General features: G+C 61.1%; 20 protein-coding genes. 8 read left to right on the forward strand and 12 right to left on the reverse strand.

Annotated features, from left to right (window positions below; genetic code table 11):
- Positions 1 to 56: 56 nt before the first annotated feature.
- Entirely contained in the window at positions 57 to 515 is a 459-nt protein-coding gene (locus tag J3364_RS09705; RefSeq protein WP_349558170.1) for an ATPase, read from the reverse strand.
- A 123-nt stretch (positions 516 to 638) separates the two neighbouring features.
- On the opposite strand from J3364_RS09705, the gene J3364_RS09710 reads away from it, so the two are divergent.
- Complete coding sequence (locus J3364_RS09710; protein ID WP_349558344.1) at positions 639 to 1001, forward strand: hypothetical protein; 363 nt, start codon at positions 639 to 641, stop codon at positions 999 to 1001.
- Here the strand turns inward: J3364_RS09710 and J3364_RS09715 are convergent.
- The 7 genes from J3364_RS09715 to J3364_RS09745 all read right to left on the reverse strand — a co-directional run bounded on the left by J3364_RS09715 (position 990) and on the right by J3364_RS09745 (position 6481).
- Positions 990 to 1364: a hypothetical protein gene (locus J3364_RS09715; protein WP_349558171.1), complete on the reverse strand. Its 375-nt coding sequence runs from the start codon at positions 1362 to 1364 to the stop codon at positions 990 to 992. The genes J3364_RS09710 and J3364_RS09715 overlap by 12 nt on opposite strands.
- Before the next feature lie 104 nt (positions 1365 to 1468).
- The gene (locus tag J3364_RS09720) at positions 1469 to 1789 is read right to left on the reverse strand and encodes an antibiotic biosynthesis monooxygenase family protein (protein ID WP_349558172.1); all 321 of its coding nucleotides are present in this window, start codon (positions 1787 to 1789) and stop codon (positions 1469 to 1471) included.
- Between the two features lie 64 nt (positions 1790 to 1853).
- Positions 1854 to 2600, reverse strand: a complete 747-nt coding sequence (locus tag J3364_RS09725) for an ABC transporter permease (RefSeq protein ID WP_349558173.1) — start codon at positions 2598 to 2600, stop codon at positions 1854 to 1856.
- Positions 2600 to 3547 carry an ABC transporter ATP-binding protein gene (locus J3364_RS09730; protein ID WP_349558174.1) on the reverse strand — a complete coding sequence of 316 codons (948 nt, stop codon included), beginning with the start codon at positions 3545 to 3547 and terminating at the stop codon, positions 2600 to 2602. Before J3364_RS09730 ends, J3364_RS09725 begins: the two co-directional genes overlap by 1 nt.
- A gap of 15 nt (positions 3548 to 3562) precedes the next feature.
- Positions 3563 to 4744 carry an ABC transporter permease gene (locus J3364_RS09735; RefSeq protein ID WP_349558175.1) on the reverse strand — a complete coding sequence of 394 codons (1182 nt, stop codon included), beginning with the start codon at positions 4742 to 4744 and terminating at the stop codon, positions 3563 to 3565.
- 2 nt (positions 4745 to 4746) lie between these two features.
- Positions 4747 to 5664 (reverse strand): glycine betaine ABC transporter substrate-binding protein OsmF, encoded by a 918-nt coding sequence (gene osmF / locus J3364_RS09740; RefSeq protein ID WP_502882496.1) that lies wholly within the window; start codon positions 5662 to 5664, stop codon positions 4747 to 4749.
- Positions 5665 to 5761: 97 nt separating this feature from the next.
- Positions 5762 to 6481: a nitroreductase gene (locus J3364_RS09745; protein ID WP_349558176.1), complete on the reverse strand. Its 720-nt coding sequence runs from the start codon at positions 6479 to 6481 to the stop codon at positions 5762 to 5764.
- Positions 6482 to 6833: 352 nt separating this feature from the next.
- Between J3364_RS09745 and J3364_RS09750 the strand changes: the two genes are divergently transcribed.
- The 5 genes from J3364_RS09750 to J3364_RS09770 all read left to right on the forward strand — a co-directional run bounded on the left by J3364_RS09750 (position 6834) and on the right by J3364_RS09770 (position 13053).
- Positions 6834 to 8756, forward strand: a complete 1923-nt coding sequence (locus J3364_RS09750) for a PrkA family serine protein kinase (RefSeq protein WP_349558177.1) — start codon at positions 6834 to 6836, stop codon at positions 8754 to 8756.
- 248 nt (positions 8757 to 9004) lie between these two features.
- Complete coding sequence (locus J3364_RS09755; protein ID WP_349558178.1) at positions 9005 to 10297, forward strand: YeaH/YhbH family protein; 1293 nt, start codon at positions 9005 to 9007, stop codon at positions 10295 to 10297.
- A complete protein-coding gene (locus tag J3364_RS09760; RefSeq protein ID WP_349558180.1) occupies positions 10294 to 11838 on the forward strand; it encodes a SpoVR family protein in 1545 nt (514 codons plus the stop codon). The genes J3364_RS09755 and J3364_RS09760 overlap by 4 nt, the downstream gene beginning before the upstream one ends.
- A 110-nt stretch (positions 11839 to 11948) precedes the next feature.
- Positions 11949 to 12317, forward strand: a complete 369-nt coding sequence (locus J3364_RS09765) for a CidA/LrgA family protein (protein WP_349558181.1) — start codon at positions 11949 to 11951, stop codon at positions 12315 to 12317.
- Positions 12310 to 13053: an LrgB family protein gene (locus tag J3364_RS09770; RefSeq protein WP_349558182.1), complete on the forward strand. Its 744-nt coding sequence runs from the start codon at positions 12310 to 12312 to the stop codon at positions 13051 to 13053. Before J3364_RS09765 ends, J3364_RS09770 begins: the two co-directional genes overlap by 8 nt.
- On the opposite strand, the gene J3364_RS09775 is transcribed toward J3364_RS09770, so the two are convergent.
- The 4 genes from J3364_RS09775 to J3364_RS09790 form a co-directional block, all read right to left on the reverse strand.
- Positions 13030 to 13677, reverse strand: coding sequence for a TetR/AcrR family transcriptional regulator (locus J3364_RS09775; protein WP_349558183.1), 648 nt, complete (start codon positions 13675 to 13677; stop codon positions 13030 to 13032). The genes J3364_RS09770 and J3364_RS09775 overlap by 24 nt on opposite strands.
- 478 nt (positions 13678 to 14155) lie before the next feature.
- On the reverse strand, positions 14156 to 14632 hold the full coding sequence (locus J3364_RS09780; RefSeq protein WP_349558184.1) for an EVE domain-containing protein: 477 nt from the start codon (positions 14630 to 14632) through the stop codon (positions 14156 to 14158).
- 2 nt (positions 14633 to 14634) lie between these two features.
- On the reverse strand, positions 14635 to 14973 hold the full coding sequence (locus J3364_RS09785; protein ID WP_349558185.1) for an antibiotic biosynthesis monooxygenase family protein: 339 nt from the start codon (positions 14971 to 14973) through the stop codon (positions 14635 to 14637).
- A complete protein-coding gene (locus tag J3364_RS09790; protein WP_349558186.1) occupies positions 14966 to 15571 on the reverse strand; it encodes a DJ-1/PfpI family protein in 606 nt (201 codons plus the stop codon). Before J3364_RS09790 ends, J3364_RS09785 begins: the two co-directional genes overlap by 8 nt.
- Before the next feature lie 309 nt (positions 15572 to 15880).
- Here J3364_RS09790 and J3364_RS09795 point away from each other — a divergent pair, with 309 nt between their 5' ends.
- On the forward strand, positions 15881 to 16654 hold the full coding sequence (locus tag J3364_RS09795) for an ABC transporter ATP-binding protein (protein WP_123635888.1): 774 nt from the start codon (positions 15881 to 15883) through the stop codon (positions 16652 to 16654).
- Complete coding sequence (locus J3364_RS09800; protein WP_349558187.1) at positions 16644 to 17363, forward strand: ABC transporter ATP-binding protein; 720 nt, start codon at positions 16644 to 16646, stop codon at positions 17361 to 17363. Before J3364_RS09795 ends, J3364_RS09800 begins: the two co-directional genes overlap by 11 nt.
- Positions 17364 to 17366: the final 3 nt, after the last annotated feature.

A 17366-nucleotide genomic window follows, 5' to 3' on the forward strand; every position in this document is an offset into this window, starting at 1 on the left:
CCCGTCTCACTGGCACCCGAATGCGGGCAAGACGGGCCTGATCCGGTCGGACGCGTTCAGACGTCGTCCATACTGCGCACCTGGCGGGCCAGGCGCATGGATTCGTTCTGCTCCATGTCCAGCAGCTCCTGAACCAGGTCGGCGACTTCGCGCAGCTCGGCCTTGCGCAGCAACGCCTGATAGAGCGCCATCAGCTCATCGTGGAAATGGAAGATTTCCTCGGCAATCTCGTCAAAGCTGAGTTTGGCGTAATCGTGGTCGGGTTTGCGGTAGGAGTCGAACGGCTTATGGTTGTAAAAATCATACAGGCGGGTCTTCATCGCCTTGGGATCCGCCTGCTTCTCGAATTCCGCGGTGATGCGTTCCAGCTCCGACTCGTGTTCGGACAGGTAGCCGAGCAGAGCGCTGGCCCGCTCGTTCTGGTTGCCTCCGGCCGATTCCTTCAGGGAACGGGCCAGGTGCGCGTGTAGTTGACGCGCCCAGTCGATGAGGTCCTCAAACGTCTTGATTTCCATTCGGCGTCCTCCGTAGTCTGACGGCGACGTTTGCCGGCCACCTCAACCAATGGCCGACGACCTGATCCTCAGTGTAACCCACAAACCGGAGCATACTTGAACGGTTCACCTGACGATTCTGTCATGGATGGGAGGAAGAGCGACGTGCCCGCGCTGAAAACACCGGATGATCGCTACATCGTCGTACGGGGCCGGCTCTGGCGTGCCACGAATCCAGAGCTGCCGGCCAGCGACCGCGAGTACTGGACGAAGCAGTTGATGGCAGCCCGCCGCGAGGTCCGAGATGCGAAACAGACCGATAACAGCAGGGCGTTAAAAGCAGCACGGGCATCAGTGGACGAGGCGAAACGGGCGCTGGGCGAGCGCGGTGAGGTTTGGTGGACCAATGGAGCGCCGGACTATAACCGCTGCCTGGTCGCAAACACGCCCTACGCGGATTGGTATCAGCAGCTTCCGGCCAACGACGGCAATCAATCAGGCGGATGACGTGTCGCAGCGGTGGGCCAGCAACGCAGCGACCGACGGGTAATCAGACGGCCGGGCGGTTGCCTCGGGCTGACTCGGTAGGGGTTTCGGCTGTATGTCTGCTGGCGGGGGTACGACCGGGACACGGTCCGGTAGAGCGAGTTCAGGCAGCGGCGCCTGCGTGCCGGCCATCAGCTCACCGATGTAGTCCGCGAGAATGACGTCCGGTTGACCGGAAAGGTCGGCAGGTGACTGCGCAATCACTTGGCTGGAAACCGCCGGCCGCTGATCGACGCGCCAAAGACGGCAGATCTGACCGCCCAACAGGCCCAGCAACATCAACGTGAGTATTTCAGCAGCATTCACCAGCAAGCTGACGGACATGTCGCATCCCTGTGAAATCGCCACCCCCGGCGGGCAGCTCGTCAGTACTATCGAAAACTATCGCAATAGTACACACAATATACCGAATGTCCGTGAACTGCTGTTCAGTTTTTCGACTTGTCCGGCATCACCACCCATTCCGGATCTTCAAACTCACCGATGCGGCGAATCTCCACAAACGGCGCCGCGCTGCGAATGATCGCCCGAATCTCGTCGTTAGGCTCGCCCTCCATCGCATCCCGACTGGCCTTGCTGTCCCACTGGGCAATGGCGATCAAACGCATGGGATCGCCGATCATCCGGTGCAGCTCGGTACCCCGGGCACCCGGCGCCTGCTGGATCAGCTCGCTGGCACGCACCCAGGCATCCGCGTATTCCTCGGCGGTGTGCCCTTCCTTGATGCGGACTTCGAAGATGTATTTCATCGTGGTCTCCCTATCAGCTGAACACTCCGCCATCATAGGTGCTGTTTGCCGGCGCGGGAACGGTTCAGGCGGGTGAAACCGTCGGCGCCAATCGCCGGGCCCAGAGCTTTTCCAGGGTTTCAAACAGACTGTCCGTCATCAGCGCCAGCAGGCCGATCAGCAGCGCACCTTGCAGCACGTAAGCGGTATTGCCGTTGACCAATCCGGCGATCACCGGGTCCCCCAGGGTGCGGGCGCCAATGGTCGATCCGATGGCCGCGGTGGCGATGTTGATGGTGACCGAGGTGCGGATGCCTGCCAGGATCACACGGCCCGCCAGCGGAATTTCCACCTGGAACAGCACCTGACGGGCCGACATGCCCATGCCCCGGGCCGCCTCGGTGACGGCGGGATCGATGCCGTCCAGTCCCGCCAGGGTGTTGCGCAGCACCGGCAGCAGGCCATACAGCACCAGTGCCACCAGCGTCGGCCCTTCCCCGAACCCCAGCACCGGAACGGCCAGGGCCAGGACCGCCACCGGCGGGAACGTCTGGCCAATGGAGGCGATCTGGCTGACCAGCGGCAGAAAGTCCCGGCCCGACGGCCTGGTTGCGAAAATGCCGCCGGCAACTGCGGCAAATGTGCCGATCGTCGCCGAAATCAGCACCAACAGCACGTGATTGCCCAGCAGGAACAGGAACGTCTCCCGCTGGTAAATCACGCTTTGCGTGTCCGGCTGGATCAGTCGGAACAGGGGTTCCAGCCCATCCATGCCCAGCGTCAGCGCCAGCAACACGGCCAACCATAGAATCGGCGTCCGCCAGATGCGCATTAAACGCCTCCCTCGATCAGGCGCTCACGCAGCAGGACACCGGTTTCGTTGCCTTGGTGGTCGAACACCGCCACCTGTCTGAGGTCCTGCCAGAGCATGACCGACAGGGCCAGCCGCAGGCTGTCGTCTTCCTTCAAACCGTCGGCACCCGGTTCGGCGGGGCGCGGCTTGTCATGGGGCGTCATCAGGTCACGCACGGGTCGCAGGGCCATCAGTTTGAGGCCGCGATCCTGTTTGCCTACCAGGTTTCCCACAAAGTCTGACGCCGGTCGGCGCAGGATGTTCTCCGGCGTGTCGTGCTGGACGATGCGGCCCTGGTCCATCACGGCAATCCGCGTCGCCAGGCGCAGGGCCTCGTCGATGTCGTGGGTGACGAAGACGGTGGTTTTCTTCAGCTGGCGTTGCAGGCGCAGCATCTCCAGCTGCAGGTTTTCCCGGGTGATGGCATCGAGCGCGCCAAACGGCTCGTCCATCAGCAGGATGTTGGGATCCGCCGCCAACGCTCGCGCGACACCGACCCGCTGGGCCTGGCCGCCGGACAGTTGCTGGGGGTATTTGTCGGCGAAGCTGGCCGGGTCCATTTCCAGCATCTGCAGCAGTTCGGTGACGCGGGCGTCGATGCGCTCTTTCGGCCACTTGAGGAGCCGGGGCACCAGCGCAATGTTGCGCGCCACTGTCCAGTGCGGGAACAAGCCGGTGCCCTGGATGGCGTAGCCCATGTTCAGGCGCAGACGCTGCAGGTCCATACCGGTGACGTCCTCACCGTCGACCAGGATCTCGCCGCTGCTGGCCGGCAGGAGTCGGTTGATCATGCGCAGCGTGGTGGACTTGCCACACCCCGAACTGCCCACCAGTACGCAGACTTCGCCGGTTTCCACCGTCAGGTCGATGTGATCCACGGCCACGGTCTGGCCGAACCGGCGGGTGACGTTTTTCAGTTCGATCATCCGCTGGATGTCCTCTTATTGCGGGAGTGCGGCTGCGGGCCGCGGCTGCAAGGCGTTGGCGAGGGTGGACAGCACCACGTCGGCCGCGAGAGCCAGTCCGATCGTCGGCAAGGCGCCCAGCATGACCAGGTCCATGGCTGCCTGCCCCAGCCCCTGGAAAATAAAGGTGCCGAAACCGCCTGCGCCGATCAGTGCCGCCACTGCGGTCAGTCCCATCGCCTGGATAGTGGTAATGCGAACGCCTTCGATGATGACCGGGATCGCCAGCGGCAATCGCGCCTGCAGGAACAATTGGCGTTCGGTCATGCCCATGCCCCGTCCGGCATCGATCACCGAGTCCGGGACTTCCGTCAACGCTACAAACGTATTGCGCACCATCGGCAGCAGGCTGTAGGCGATCAACGCCAGCAGCGCCGGGGCCCAACCAATGCCACGAATGCCCAGGCTTTGCAGCAGCGGGAATGCGGCCGTCAGCGCGCTGAGCGGTGCGATCAGAAGCCCGAACAAAGCCAGGCTGGGAATGGTCTGCAGAAAGCTGACGACACCAAACACCGGCCGGCGCCAGGCTTCCGAGCGCATCATTTTCAACACCAGGGCAAACGCCAGTACGAAGCTGATCGCCACCGCGCCCAGCGCCAGCGTGAGATGGGCCCAGAGGGCTTGAAGGAACTGGTCGGGCCGGTTGTCGAACTCGCGCATCAGGGACAGGCTGTCGAGGCCACCCTGTCGGATCAGCAGGGCCCAGCCCGCCAAGATCACCGCCAGAATGCCGAGCTGGCCCCGCCGCCCGATCCGTAACCGGCCCACCACTTCAATCAGCATCAGCACGAGCAGGAACAGCAGCGACCAGAAGCCGGCGCCGACGGCGGTACGAGCGTAGGGCGAATCCTTGGGAAGGTGGGCGGAGGTGAACAGGACCAGCAGGTCCGGCAGCGCCGCCAGCGCCAGTGTCAGTAAGAGGCCAAGTAGCACATAACGCCGGCGCAGCGGGAGGATCGCCAGCACAATGAGGGCGCACAATCCGACAGAGACGGTCGCTGCCCCCAGCCAGCCGGCGGCATCAAAGAGGCCATATCCGGTTCCGGGCACGATCCGGTTGGGCTGGACCGTTCCCAGATCCAGCACCCACACCAGCACCAGGGCCAATAGCCCCAGTGCGGTGATAACCCGATTGGGCGGTTCGTCGAGGGAAGGCAAACTCAATCCTGTTTGAGGGAATCCAGGTAATCCCGGGCCACTTTCTCGGCCGGGGCACCGTTAACGGCCACTTCACCGTTCAGGCGCTGCAGGGTTTCCAGGTCAAGGGACTCGAACACCGGCTTGAGGATGTCGCGGATCTGCGGATACGCCTTGAGCACCGGCTCGCGGATGATTGGCGTCGGCTGGTAGACCGGCTGCACGCCTTTGGTGTCGGTCATCACTTTCAGGTCCAGGGCGTTGAGGCCGCCGTCGGTGCCGTAGGTCATGGCGCCGTTGACGTCGTTGTCGTTGAGCGCCGCGGCGCGCATGGTGGCCGCGGTGTTGCCGCCGGACAGGATCAGCAACTGGTCGGACTTCAAACTGAAGCCATAGGCTTTCTGGAACGCCGGCAGGGCGCTGGCAGATTCCACGAACTCGGCACTGGCCGCAAATCGGAAGGCACCGCCGTTGTTGATGTAGGCGGCCAGGTCGTCGAGGGTTTCCAGGTTTTCCTTGCGAGCCAGGTCGCCGCGCACGCTCATGGCCCAGGTGTTGTTGGCATCGGCCGGCGTCAGCCAGACGATTTTCTCGGCGTCGTAATCCAGCTTCTTGGCCATCTCATAGGCCGGGCCCGCCTTGTTCCAGACGTCGCTGTCGGTCTTGTCGTAAAAGAAGGCGGCGTTGCCGGTGTATTCGGGATAGATATCGATTTCGCCGGCCTTGATGGCGTTACGCACAATATGGGTGGCCCCGAGCTGGATCCGGTTTTCCACCGGGATGTCGGCCCGCTCCAGGCTCTGCAGGATCATCTGCCCCAGCACCGAGCCTTCGGTGTCGATCTTTGAGGACACCACGACCGGCTCGGCGGCCAGCACCGGTCCGGCCACGACCAACAGCAGCGCAGGCAGGCTGCGACGAATACGCGAAATGAGGGACACGGACACTCTCCTTGCTGATTTTTTTCAGGGCAGTCTGATTTCAAGTCTAAGCAACCCATATACGAAGGCAAGGCATATCAGGATGAAAATGAGCAGCTTATGACCGTTCGGGAATGGTCAGCGCGTCCACGCCCAACTTTTCGGGCTGGAAATCGTTGATTCTGTGATCGGATGGATAGCCGATGGAAATGCCGCACAGCAGTTTATAGCGCTCCGGGATCGTGAAGTGTTTTTCCAGTGGCGATCGCCACAGGGCCAGCGCGCCCTGAGCACAGGTGCCCAGCCCCCGGTCGGTGGCGGCCAGCATCAGGCTCTGCAGGAAAATGCCCGCGTCCAGCACGCTGTAGACGCCCAGGCCTTCGTGGACAAACAGGAACAGGGTGACCGGCGCGCCGAAGAAGCGAAAGTTTTCCGCCATCTGTTCGTGCCGGGCTTTGAAGTCTTTCCGATCAATGCCCAACATCTCATACAGGCCATAGCCGGTGGCGGCCCGACGGGGCTGAAGATCGGATGGATACTGGTGGACCGGCTGGAAGTCGCCATCCGGCAGGCCACCCCGAGTGGCCCAGGCCAATGCCTTTTTGAGCATCGGAGCCCTCTGCAGCTCGGCCACCCGGTCAAAACGCCGGGGCAACTCAGTGCGCAGGGATTCCAGCGCGTCACCCCGGGCAATCGCAAACTGGTAGGGCTGGGTATTGGACCAGCTGGGCGCCGTCACGGCTGTCGCCAGTAGATCCTTCAACACCGCATCCGGCACCGGTTCCGGGGCAAAGGAGCGCACACTGTGGCGGCGTGCCATGACTTCACTGAACTCCATCCTGCATTCCTTATCAAAGCCATTGAGAGGTTCTATCCTGCACGGACTCATACCGAACTACCATGACGCTAACAGCGTTCGGTGTGTCTTCAGGCGGCTTACATAATGCTTCAAAAATGTGCAGCAATAATCCTGAAACAAAAACCTTTCGTAACTGTCCAAGGTGCAGAAGCTGAACTAAGCTGAAAGCAGTCGAACCGGAATCCGACGACCGGCGCATTCGGGTTTCGACACTCCCATTTCCAAACTTTCCATCCATCTACTGGGCGCCGGTATAAGGCAAGCCTGACGATCTGAATCGGGGAACTGACACGTGTAGTTGTGCGTAACATATTGCGAGCGAGGGGCCTATATGAGCATTCTGCAGCACTTCAAAGATCGGTATGAATCAACTCAGGAGGAGGAATTCACTCTTGAGGAATACCTGGAGATCTGCAAAAGCGACAAGTCGGCGTACGCCACCGCAGCCGAGCGGATGTTGATGGCAATCGGCAAACCGGAACACATAGACACCTCCCGTGATCCGCGCCTTTCACGCATCTTTTCCAACAAGGTCATCAAGAGCTACCCGGAATTCTCCGAGTTCTACGGCATGGAAGACGCCGTCGAGAACATCGTCTCCTTCTTCAAGCATGCGGCCCAGGGCCTGGAAGAGAAGAAACAGATCCTCTACCTGCTGGGCCCGGTGGGCGGCGGTAAGTCCTCCCTGGCGGAAAAGCTCAAGCAGTTGATGCAGAAAGTGCCGTTCTACGCCATCAAGGATTCCCCGGTGAACGAGTCCCCGCTGGGTCTGTTCGATCCGGACGAGGACGGCGCCATCCTGGAAGAGGAATACGGCATCCCCACCCGCTATCTCAAGCCCATCATGTCGCCCTGGGCGGTGAAGCGGTTGCATGAGTTCGGCGGGGACATCAGCCAGTTCAAGGTGGTCAAGCGCTATCCCTCGGTGTTGGACCAGATCGGCATTTCCAAGACCGAGCCCGGTGACGACAACAACCAGGACATCTCCGCCCTGGTGGGCAAGGTCAACATCCGCATGCTGGAAGAGTTCTCCCAGGATGATCCGGATGCCTACAGTTTCTCCGGCGGCCTGAGCAAGGCCAACCAGGGTCTGATGGAATTCGTCGAGATGTTCAAGGCGCCCATCAAGGTGCTGCATCCACTGCTGACCGCCACCCAGGAAGGCAACTACAACACCACCGAAGGCATGGGTTCGGTGCCGTTCGACGGCATCATCCTCGCCCACTCCAACGAGTCCGAGTGGCAGACCTTCCGCAACAACAAACACAACGAGGCGTTCCTCGACCGGGTCTACATCGTCAAGGTGCCCTATTGTGTGCGGGTGACCGAAGAAATCGACATCTACCGCAAGCTGTTGCGTAACAGCTCGCTGCAGGGTGCCCCGTGCGCGCCGGACACCCTGGACATGCTGGCCCAGTTCACCGTGCTGTCCCGCCTGAAGGAGCCGGAAAACTCCAGCATCTTCTCCAAGATGCGGGTCTACGATGGCCAGAACATCAAGGACACGGACCCCAAGGCCAAGTCGATCCAGGAGTACCGGGATTCCGCCGGTGTGAACGAGGGCATGGACGGTCTGTCGACCCGTTTCTCCTTCAAGATCCTGTCCAAGGTGTTCAACTTCGACACCACCGAAATCGCGGCCAACCCGGTCCACCTGCTTTATGTGCTTGAGAAGCAGATCGAACAGGAGCAATTCCCCAACGAAGTACAGGAACGCTACCTGCGCTTCATCAAGGAGTACCTGGCGCCGCACTACGTCGAGTTCATCGGCAAGGAAATCCAGACCGCCTACCTGGAGAGTTACAGCGAGTACGGCCAGAACCTGTTCGATCGCTACGTGACCTACGCGGACTTCTGGATACAGGACCAGGAATACCGGGATCCGGAAACCGGCGAGATCCTCAACCGCTCCGCCATCAACGACGAGCTGGAAAAGATCGAAAAACCGGCCGGCATCAGCAATCCCAAGGATTTCCGCAACGAAGTGGTCAACTTCGTCCTGCGGGCACGCGCCAACAACCAGGGCCAGAATCCCTCCTGGCTCAGCTACGAAAAACTGCGCAGCGTGATCGAGAAGAAAATGTTCTCCAACACCGAGGACCTGCTTCCGGTCATCTCCTTCAACCCGAAGGCGTCGCAGGAAGATCAGAAAAAACACAAACAGTTCGTCGAAAGGATGGTCGAACGCGGGTACACCGAGAAGCAGGTCCGCCTGCTCGCCGAATGGTACCTGCGGGTCAGGAAGTCCCAGTAACGGAACGGCCGCTCGCCGCCTGACCGCGGCAGCGACCCGACCCTGAACCAGGTTGGGAGTCAGCAAAAAGGAAAGGTGAAACTCCCTGGAATTGACTCGAGGTCCGGGGCGTTCATGAAGGTGCAAAGTGCAAGGCGCCCAGCGCGCAACACGCGAGGCATACCGTCCGGTAGGTGAGCGTGTGAGCACTGCGCAACGCAGCAATTTGCGCCTTCAGGGACGACCTCCACCGAGAACTGGAGAGTGTTATGGGGATGACTCATGTCGTCGACCGCCGCCTGAACGGCAAGAACAAAAGCGCAGTGAACCGCGAACGCTTCCTGCGCCGTTACCGCCACCACATCAAGAAAGCGGTGACGGATGCCGTCCACCGTCGGTCGATTACCGATATCGAACGGGGTGAGCATGTCAGCATCCCGACCAAGGATATTGACGAGCCGATTTTCCACCACGGTCCGGGCGGCCATCGTGAGGTCGTTCATCCGGGCAACAAGGAATTCGTGGCTGGCGACACCGTGCCGAAACCCCAGGGCGGCGGTGGCGGCCAGGGTCAGGGCAGCGCCAGCCCCGACGGTGAGGGGATGGACGAATTCGCCTTTCAGATCACCCAGGACGAGTTCCTGGACTTCCTGTTCGACGATCTCGAGTTGCCGAACCTGGCCCGCAAGAAGCTGAAGGATACCGAGGCGTTCAAGTACGAACGCGCCGGCTTTACCTCCCAGGGCATCCCGGCGAAGCTGGATGTGGTTCGCTCCCTTCGCGGCGCGCACGCCCGACGGCTGGGTCTGGGCGGGGCCCGCAAGCGCAAGCTGCGGGAGCTGGAAGCCCAACTCGCCGAACTCAAGGCCCATCCGGAGGAACCGGATCCCGCCTTCAGCCCGCAGGACCAGATCGACGCGCTGGAGGCGGAGATCAAGCGCTTGAAAGGCAACCTCCGCCGCATCCCCTGGATCGACGAAATCGACCTGCGCTACCGTCAGCACATCAAGAAACCGAAACCCGCCACCAGCGCGGTGATGTTCTGCCTGATGGACGTCTCCGGCTCCATGACGCAGGTGCACAAGGACATTGCCAAACGGTTCTTCATCCTGCTGTACCTGTTCCTGAAGAAGAACTACAAGCGCATCGAAGTGGTCTTCATCCGCCATCACACCAGCGCCAAGGAAGTGGATGAGGAAGAGTTCTTCTACTCCCGGGAAACCGGCGGGACCATCGTCTCCAGCGCCCTGAAGCTGATGAAACAGATCGTGGATGCGCGTTACTCGCCGTCGGAGTGGAACATCTACGCGGCCCAGGCGTCGGATGGGGACAACTGGAACGACGACTCCCCCATCTGCGGCAAGATCCTGGCCGACCAGATCCTGCCACTGGTGCAGTATTACGCCTATGTGGAGATCACGCCGCAGGATCACCAGATGCTGTGGTACGAATACGAGAAGATCCTGAAGCAGGACCCGAACAGTTTTGCCATGCAGCAGATCGCGGATCCGGGCGACATTTACCCGGTCTTCCGCCAGTTGTTCGAGAGGAAAGCCGCATGACCGGTACCGCTGAAAAGCCGCCCGTTGGTAACAAGCCGATATCGACCACGTCCGAGTGGACGTTCGATCTCATTCGCAAATACGACGAGGAAATCGCCAAGTGCGCCGCGGAGTTCGGTCTGGACACCTATCCCAACCAGATCGAAGTGATCAGCGCCGAGCAGATGATGGATGCCTACAGCTCCGTGGGGATGCCGGTGGGCTACCATCACTGGTCGTTCGGCAAGCAGTTCCTGAACACGTCGAAAGGCTATACCCGGGGGCAGATGGGCCTGGCGTACGAGATCGTGATCAACTCCGATCCCTGCATCGCCTACCTGATGGAGGAGAACACGCTGCCCATGCAGGCGCTGGTGATCGCCCACGCCTGCTACGGCCACAACTCCTTCTTCAAGGGCAACTACCTGTTCCGCACCTGGACCGACGCCAGCGCGATCATCGATTACCTGGTGTTCGCCCGCAATTACGTGGCCGAGTGCGAGGAACGGCACGGCGTGGACGCGGTGGAACAGATCCTGGACTCCTGCCACGCGCTGATGAACTACGGCGTCGATCGCTACAAGCGCCCGGCCCCCATTTCGGCGTCGGAGGAACAGCGTCGCCAGAAAGAGCGGGAGGAATACCTGCAACGCCAGCTTAACGACCTGTGGCGGACCATTCCCCGGATGGGCGCCGACGGCGATGACGACGAACGCCGGCGCAAGCGCTATCCGTCAGAGCCCCAGGAAAACCTGCTCTATTTCATCGAGAAGAACGCGCCGCTGCTGGAAACCTGGCAGCGAGAGCTGATCCGCATCGTGCGCAAGATCGGTCAGTATTTCTATCCCCAGCGCCAGACCCAGGTGATGAACGAGGGCTGGGCCAGCTTCTGGCACTACACCCTGCTCCACCGGATGTATGAAAAGGGCCTGGTCACCGACGGCTTCATGCTGGAATTCCTGCAAAGCCACACCGCCGTCATCTACCAGCCGCCGTTCGACAGTCCCTGGTATTCCGGCATCAACCCCTACACCCTGGGTTTCTCGATCTATTCCGACCTGCGCCGCATCTGCGAGGATCCGACCGACGAGGACCGGGAATGGTTCCCGGACATCGCCGGCTCGGATTGGGTGGAAACCCTGCATTTCGCGATGAAGAACTTCAAGGACGAGAGCTTCATCCAGCAGTTCCTGTCGCCCAAGGTGATGCGGGATCTCAAGCTGTTCGCGATCTCCAGCGATGAAGAGGAAGACGTCTACCGCATAACCGCCATCCACGACGAAATGGGCTACCGCGCCCTACGTGAAAAACTCGCCCGGCAATACAACCTCAGTTACCGGGAGCCCAACATCCAGGTCTGGAACGTGGACCTGCGCGGTGATCGCTCGCTGACCCTGCGCCACGTGCCGGTCGATGGCGTACCACTTGGCGACAGCACCGTGGAGGTCATTCGTCACGTCCACCGCTTGTGGGGCTTCGATGTCCACCTGGAGAGTGTCGACGACGGCACTGTGGTGGAGGAATTCCACATTCCCCCGCACCATCTGGATGACGACGACTAACCGGCCCTGACGGCCCACGCCCTGGCACCCCGTCAGGGCGTGGGGTGACATCGCCCGGCAGCAATGGTTTCATAGGCCGATATCAGCCTGTCTGCCGGAAGAGATCCCGCATGCAATTCCTCAATGGCATCACGCTCCTGCTGGTTTATCAACTGGTGGGCGAAGTCACTGTGCGCCTGTTCGGCCTGCCCATTCCCGGCCCGGTCCTGGGCATGGTCCTGCTGTTCCTGACACTGGTGATCCGCAAGCGCAGCAGCGAGTCCCTGGACACGGCCGCCAATGGCCTGCTCAGCCACCTGTCGTTGCTGTTCGTACCCGCCGGCGTGGGCATGATGGTGTATTTCAGTCGTATCCTGGAGGAATGGCTACCCATTGCGTTGTCGCTGGTGCTCGGCACCGCCATCACCATGGTGGTGACCGCCGGCGCCATGCTGGCGACCCAGAAGGTGCTGACCCGGGGGCAACGCCGCAATGGTTGAGACGGATCTCACGAAAATCTGGGTTTACCTGTCCGCCTCGCCCCTGCTGGGACTGACGGTCACCCTGGTAGCCTATCTGGCCGCTCATCGACTCTATGTGCTGGCCAACCAGAACCCGCTGCTCAACCCAGTGATTACGGCCATTCTGATGCTGATCGCTTTTCTCAAGCTGACCGGCACCTCCTACGAGGACTATTTTGCAGGCGGCCAGTTCGTCCACTTCCTGCTGGGGCCGGCCACCGTGGCCCTGGCTGTCCCGCTGTATCAGCAGTTCTCCCGGTTGCGCGCGGTGTTGGTACCGGTGGTGGTCGCGCTCCTGATCGGCGTGGTGGTCGGGGCGGTGAGTTCGATCACGATTGCCTGGCTGTTTGGCGCCTCTCCCGAGACCCAACTGTCGCTGGCGCCCAAATCCGTGACCGCTCCGGTGGCGATGGGGATTTCAGAGCAGATTGGCGGGATTCCGTCATTGACGGCCGTGCTGGTGGTGGTCACGGGGATTCTCGGCGCGCTGATGGGCACCCGCCTGTTCGCCCTGTTGCACATTCGCGATGACCGGGTGAAAGGCATTGCCATGGGCGTGGCCGCCCATGGCATAGGGACCGCCCGGGCCTTCCACGTCAGCCCGGTGATGGGGGCGTTCTCCGGACTGGCGATGGCCCTGTCGGCGTTCGCCACCTCGGCGTTGTTGCCCTGGCTGGTGGACTGCCTGCGCTCAGTCTACGGTGGCTGGCTTTGATGCGCGCAGGCGGGTACTGAGGTAGCCGTAAGTCGCTGTGCGCGTCTCGGCCACCGTCTGGTCGCTGATGGTCTTTTCCCGGAAATAGCCGTACTTGAAACACCCACGGGCGATTTCGATGGCAAACGCAATCACATCCGGCTCTGTCGGGAACTCGACACCGGACATCCGTTTCTCGATCAGGTAACGGATGCTGTTGACGGTCCCCATGCGGCTGTCCTCCCCGGCGCGAAATCCGTCCCGACTCATGGGTCCTCCCAGAATCAGGATGCAGGCTATCGGGTGTTCGTTGTAGAAATCCGCCGCAGTGCGCGCCAGGCTGCCCATGACGTCGGCAAGTGCCAGGTTCCCCAGAACCGCATCAAGGCCCGCTATCCGATCCACCAGCTTCTGCTCGTACTGATCAGAAATGGCCAGCAGAAGCGCGTATTTGCTGGGAAAAAACTGGTAGACCGACGAGCGCGGCAAGCCTGACGTCTTGGCGACTTCGGGAATGGACAGGGATTCCGGCCCCTGCTCGAGCAGCAGTTTTTCAGCAGCCTGGAACATGCGTTCCACCCGCTCGCGACTGCGCTCCTGGGTCGGTTTGCGTGCGTTGACGAGTTTATTTTCTTTTTCTTTCATCTCTGGGAATTCCATACAACCCCATGTTGACAATCTATCGGAACATGGCGCTTTTTATGTACACAATGACGCCCGTCAAGTTTGCACGGATTTTACGGAAGCCCCCGAGAATGTTTTTCGGCCTCAAGGGCACCGCAGGATGCAAACAGCGGAAGGGATCGTTGTCGTCAGATACGCCCGCCCAACCATCGGGAGGCGAAACATGAACGGCATCACCGGGACAGGGATTGCCTGTCACACGGCTTGCCAGAGACTCTCTTCTGGAAGAAGAACGACGGGTCGGTGGCAACGAGGCTGGAACGGCCCCTGACTGCATCTATTAGGGGATGCACATTATCAGCATGGCGACGGGCGCCAAGTACGAAGATTCGCGGATGCCCGGACAACGCCGTTCCGAAGCCAACTCACAGCCCATCCCTGGCTGAGCAGGCCCGACAATTAACACGGTGGAGTCAGTCATTGCAAACCCCGGATCGGCTTATTTTGCTGGGTTTTCCCGAATGGCCAGTGACAAAATGTGATGCCATTCCCCGTCGGACACGGGCATGACAGAGAGGCGGGCCCCTCGGCGAACCAGGGGCAAATCAGACAGCTCTGCCTGGGCCTTGAGGGTTTGAAGCGGGACGACGTCGTCGAACTTTTCGACAAACTGCATATCCACCGCCTGCCAGCGGGGCTTATCCGGCGGGCTCTTGGCGTCGTAGTACGACGAATCGGGATCAAACTGAAGGGGATCCGGATAGGCCGCCCGCATCACGCGGATGATCCCTGCCACACCGATTCGTTTGCAGCTGCTGTGATACAGGAAGACCTCATCCCCCGGCGCCATCTTCGCCAGGAAGTTACGGGCCTGGTAATTGCGGACTCCGTCCCACGGAATCGTGTCGTCGGGCCTGGCGGCGAAATCATCGATGCCACATTCGTCCGGTTCGCTCTTGACCAGCCAGTGAGCCATGGTTACGCCTCCCCGAATGAATAGGCCCGTTCGACCCGGGCCACCCGAACGGCATACTGCCGGTACCAGGCCCCACGTCCCAGTTCCTGTGCGACCAGATGCTCGGCATGGGCTTTCCAGCTTCGGATGGCGCCGGTGTCGCGCCAATAGGAGACGGTAATGCCGACCGCTTCCCGGGCGGATTCAACGCCCAGGAAACCGGGCTGCTCGGCGGCCAAGGCCACCATCTTCCGGGCCATGGCGTCGTAACCCTGATCGACGTCCGTGCGCAGGGACGTGAAGATCACCACGTAATACGGCGGCTCGGGAGTGTCAGCAATCAGCGCGTCGGTGTCAGCCATTTTCAGTCCAGTCGAATTCCATTTGACGTGCAGTCTTGAGGGCCAGGTCGCGACCGGCAATCCGCTCCACCAGGTGCAGACTCATGTCGATTCCGGCGGAGATGCCGCCCGAAGTCACCACGTCGCCCTGATCGATCCAGCGGCGGCCGGGCAACACCTTCACGGCGGGGAACATATGACGCAGGTCGTCCATATCCTCCCAGTGTGTGGTGGCAGTGTGGCCGTTGAGCAGGCCGGCGGCGGCCAGCAGGAAGGCGCCGGTACACACCGAAGCGGTCAACGGTACCTGTTCGGCTGTGTTCTCGATCCAGCGAATCACCGGGCCCTTTTCCAGCTCCGCCGTCACCACACCACCGGGCACCAATAGCAGGTCAATCGACGGATGATTGGCGATGGTGTAATCCGCAGACACTTTCAGGCCGGCTCGCGAGTGGACCAACGCCTCATGCTGGGCAATGGTCACTACCGAAAAAGGTTCCGGCCCGACCGGGTGCGCCTTGCGATAGACCCGCGAAGCGGTCGTAAACACCTCGTAGGGACCGGCAAAATCCAGCACCTCGACGTCATCAAACAAGAATATTCCGACCACAGTGGTCATAGGTTTTCCCTCGATATTCGGGCCGCTCTCCACCTTTGACAATACCCGGCCTGTCAGGCCGGAGCCATCGGCGCGCGACATTTTTCATGATGCCAACGTCTAAGGGGGCTGCCTTGACAGCTCAGCCTCCCACCGTCTTAACTCAATCGAACAGATCGAATTCAATCGTGCCGCGATCGCTGCAATGTTCCGGCAGGCGTACCGGTTATCCTCCGGCGCACCGGAGCATCAGATTTTCCAATAATAACAAACGCCTGGATTAAAGCCTGACCGGCTTGATCCGGAGCATACCACGCGGGGCCACAACCAGTGAGCGAGCCAGGCCAGGACAGTCGTTGTATTCTGGAAACCCGAGGTCTGACCAAAGACTTCAAGGGCTTTACCGCCGTCAAGGATGTGAACCTCAAGGTGCGGGAAGGCACCATTCATGCGTTGATCGGCCCCAATGGCGCCGGTAAGACGACCTTTTTCAATCTGCTGACCAAGTTCCTGACGCCCAGTGCCGGCAGCATCGTGTTCGACGGCGCCGACATTACCCGTCGCAAGCCCGCCGCCATCGCCCAGCAGGGCGTGATCCGCTCGTTCCAGATTTCCGCCGTGTTTCCGCACCTGACGGCCCGGGACAACGTCCGCATTGCACTGCAGCGCAAGCTGGGCGTGTCTTACCATTTCTGGCGTTCGATCCGAACACTCGACCAGCTGAACCAGCAAGCCGTCGCCCTGCTGGAACAGGTGGGCCTGCAGGATTTCGCCGAAACCCGCGCCGTGGAGATGCCCTACGGCCGCAAACGCGCACTGGAAATTGCCACCACCATCGCCCTGGAACCCCGCCTGATGCTGCTCGATGAGCCCACGCAGGGCATGGGTGTCGAGGACGTGGGCGCGGTCACCGACCTGATCGGCCGCGTGGTCAAGGGGCGCACCATCATCATGGTGGAGCACAACCTCAATGTGGTCTCGACCCTGGCGGATCGGATCACGGTACTCAACCGCGGCGAGATCCTGGCCGAAGGCCCCTACGACGAGGTGTCCCGCAATCCCGAAGTCATGGAAGCCTACATGGGGGCCAGCGATGCCGAGTGACCGTCACGCCGAACTGCTGCGCATCGAAGACCTGCACGCCTGGTACGGCGAATCGCACATCCTCCATGGCATGACTTTGACCGTCCACGAGGGTGAGGTGATTACCCTGCTGGGGCGTAACGGCTCCGGGCGCACCACCACGCTCAAGTCCATTCTTGGCCTGGTGGGCCGGCGCACCGGTTCGATCAAGCTGCACGGGCAGGAAACCATCCACCTGCCCACCCACCGTATCGCCCATGTGGGACGCCTGGGTTATTGCCCGGAAGAGCGCGGCATCTACGCCAGCCTGAATGTGGACGAAAACCTGGCGTTGCCGCCGAAACTGGCGGACGGCGGGTTGTCCATCGACGAGATCTACCGGATGTTTCCCAACCTGGAGGAGCGCCGCAAGAGCCAGGGCTCGAAGCTCTCCGGCGGGGAGCAGCAGATGCTGGCCATTGCCCGCATCCTGCGCACCGGCGCTACCCTGCTGTTGCTCGATGAAATCACTGAAGGGTTGGCTCCGGTCATTCTGCGCTCGCTGGACGAGGTTATCCGCAAGCTGCGCGAGCGCGGTTTTACCATCGTCCTGGTGGAGCAGAACTTCCGCTTCGCGGCGCCCCTGGCCGATCGCCATTACGTGATCGAACACGGTCGTGTGGTGGAGCAGATCGCCGCGGACGAGTTGGAGGAAAAACAGGAGCAGTTGAACCGACACCTGAGTGTCTGAAGC

It is taken from the genome of Marinobacter sp. NFXS9 (assembly GCF_040148665.1).
In the GTDB taxonomy this organism is placed as follows: Bacteria; Pseudomonadota; Gammaproteobacteria; order Pseudomonadales; family Oleiphilaceae; genus Marinobacter_A; species Marinobacter_A mangrovi.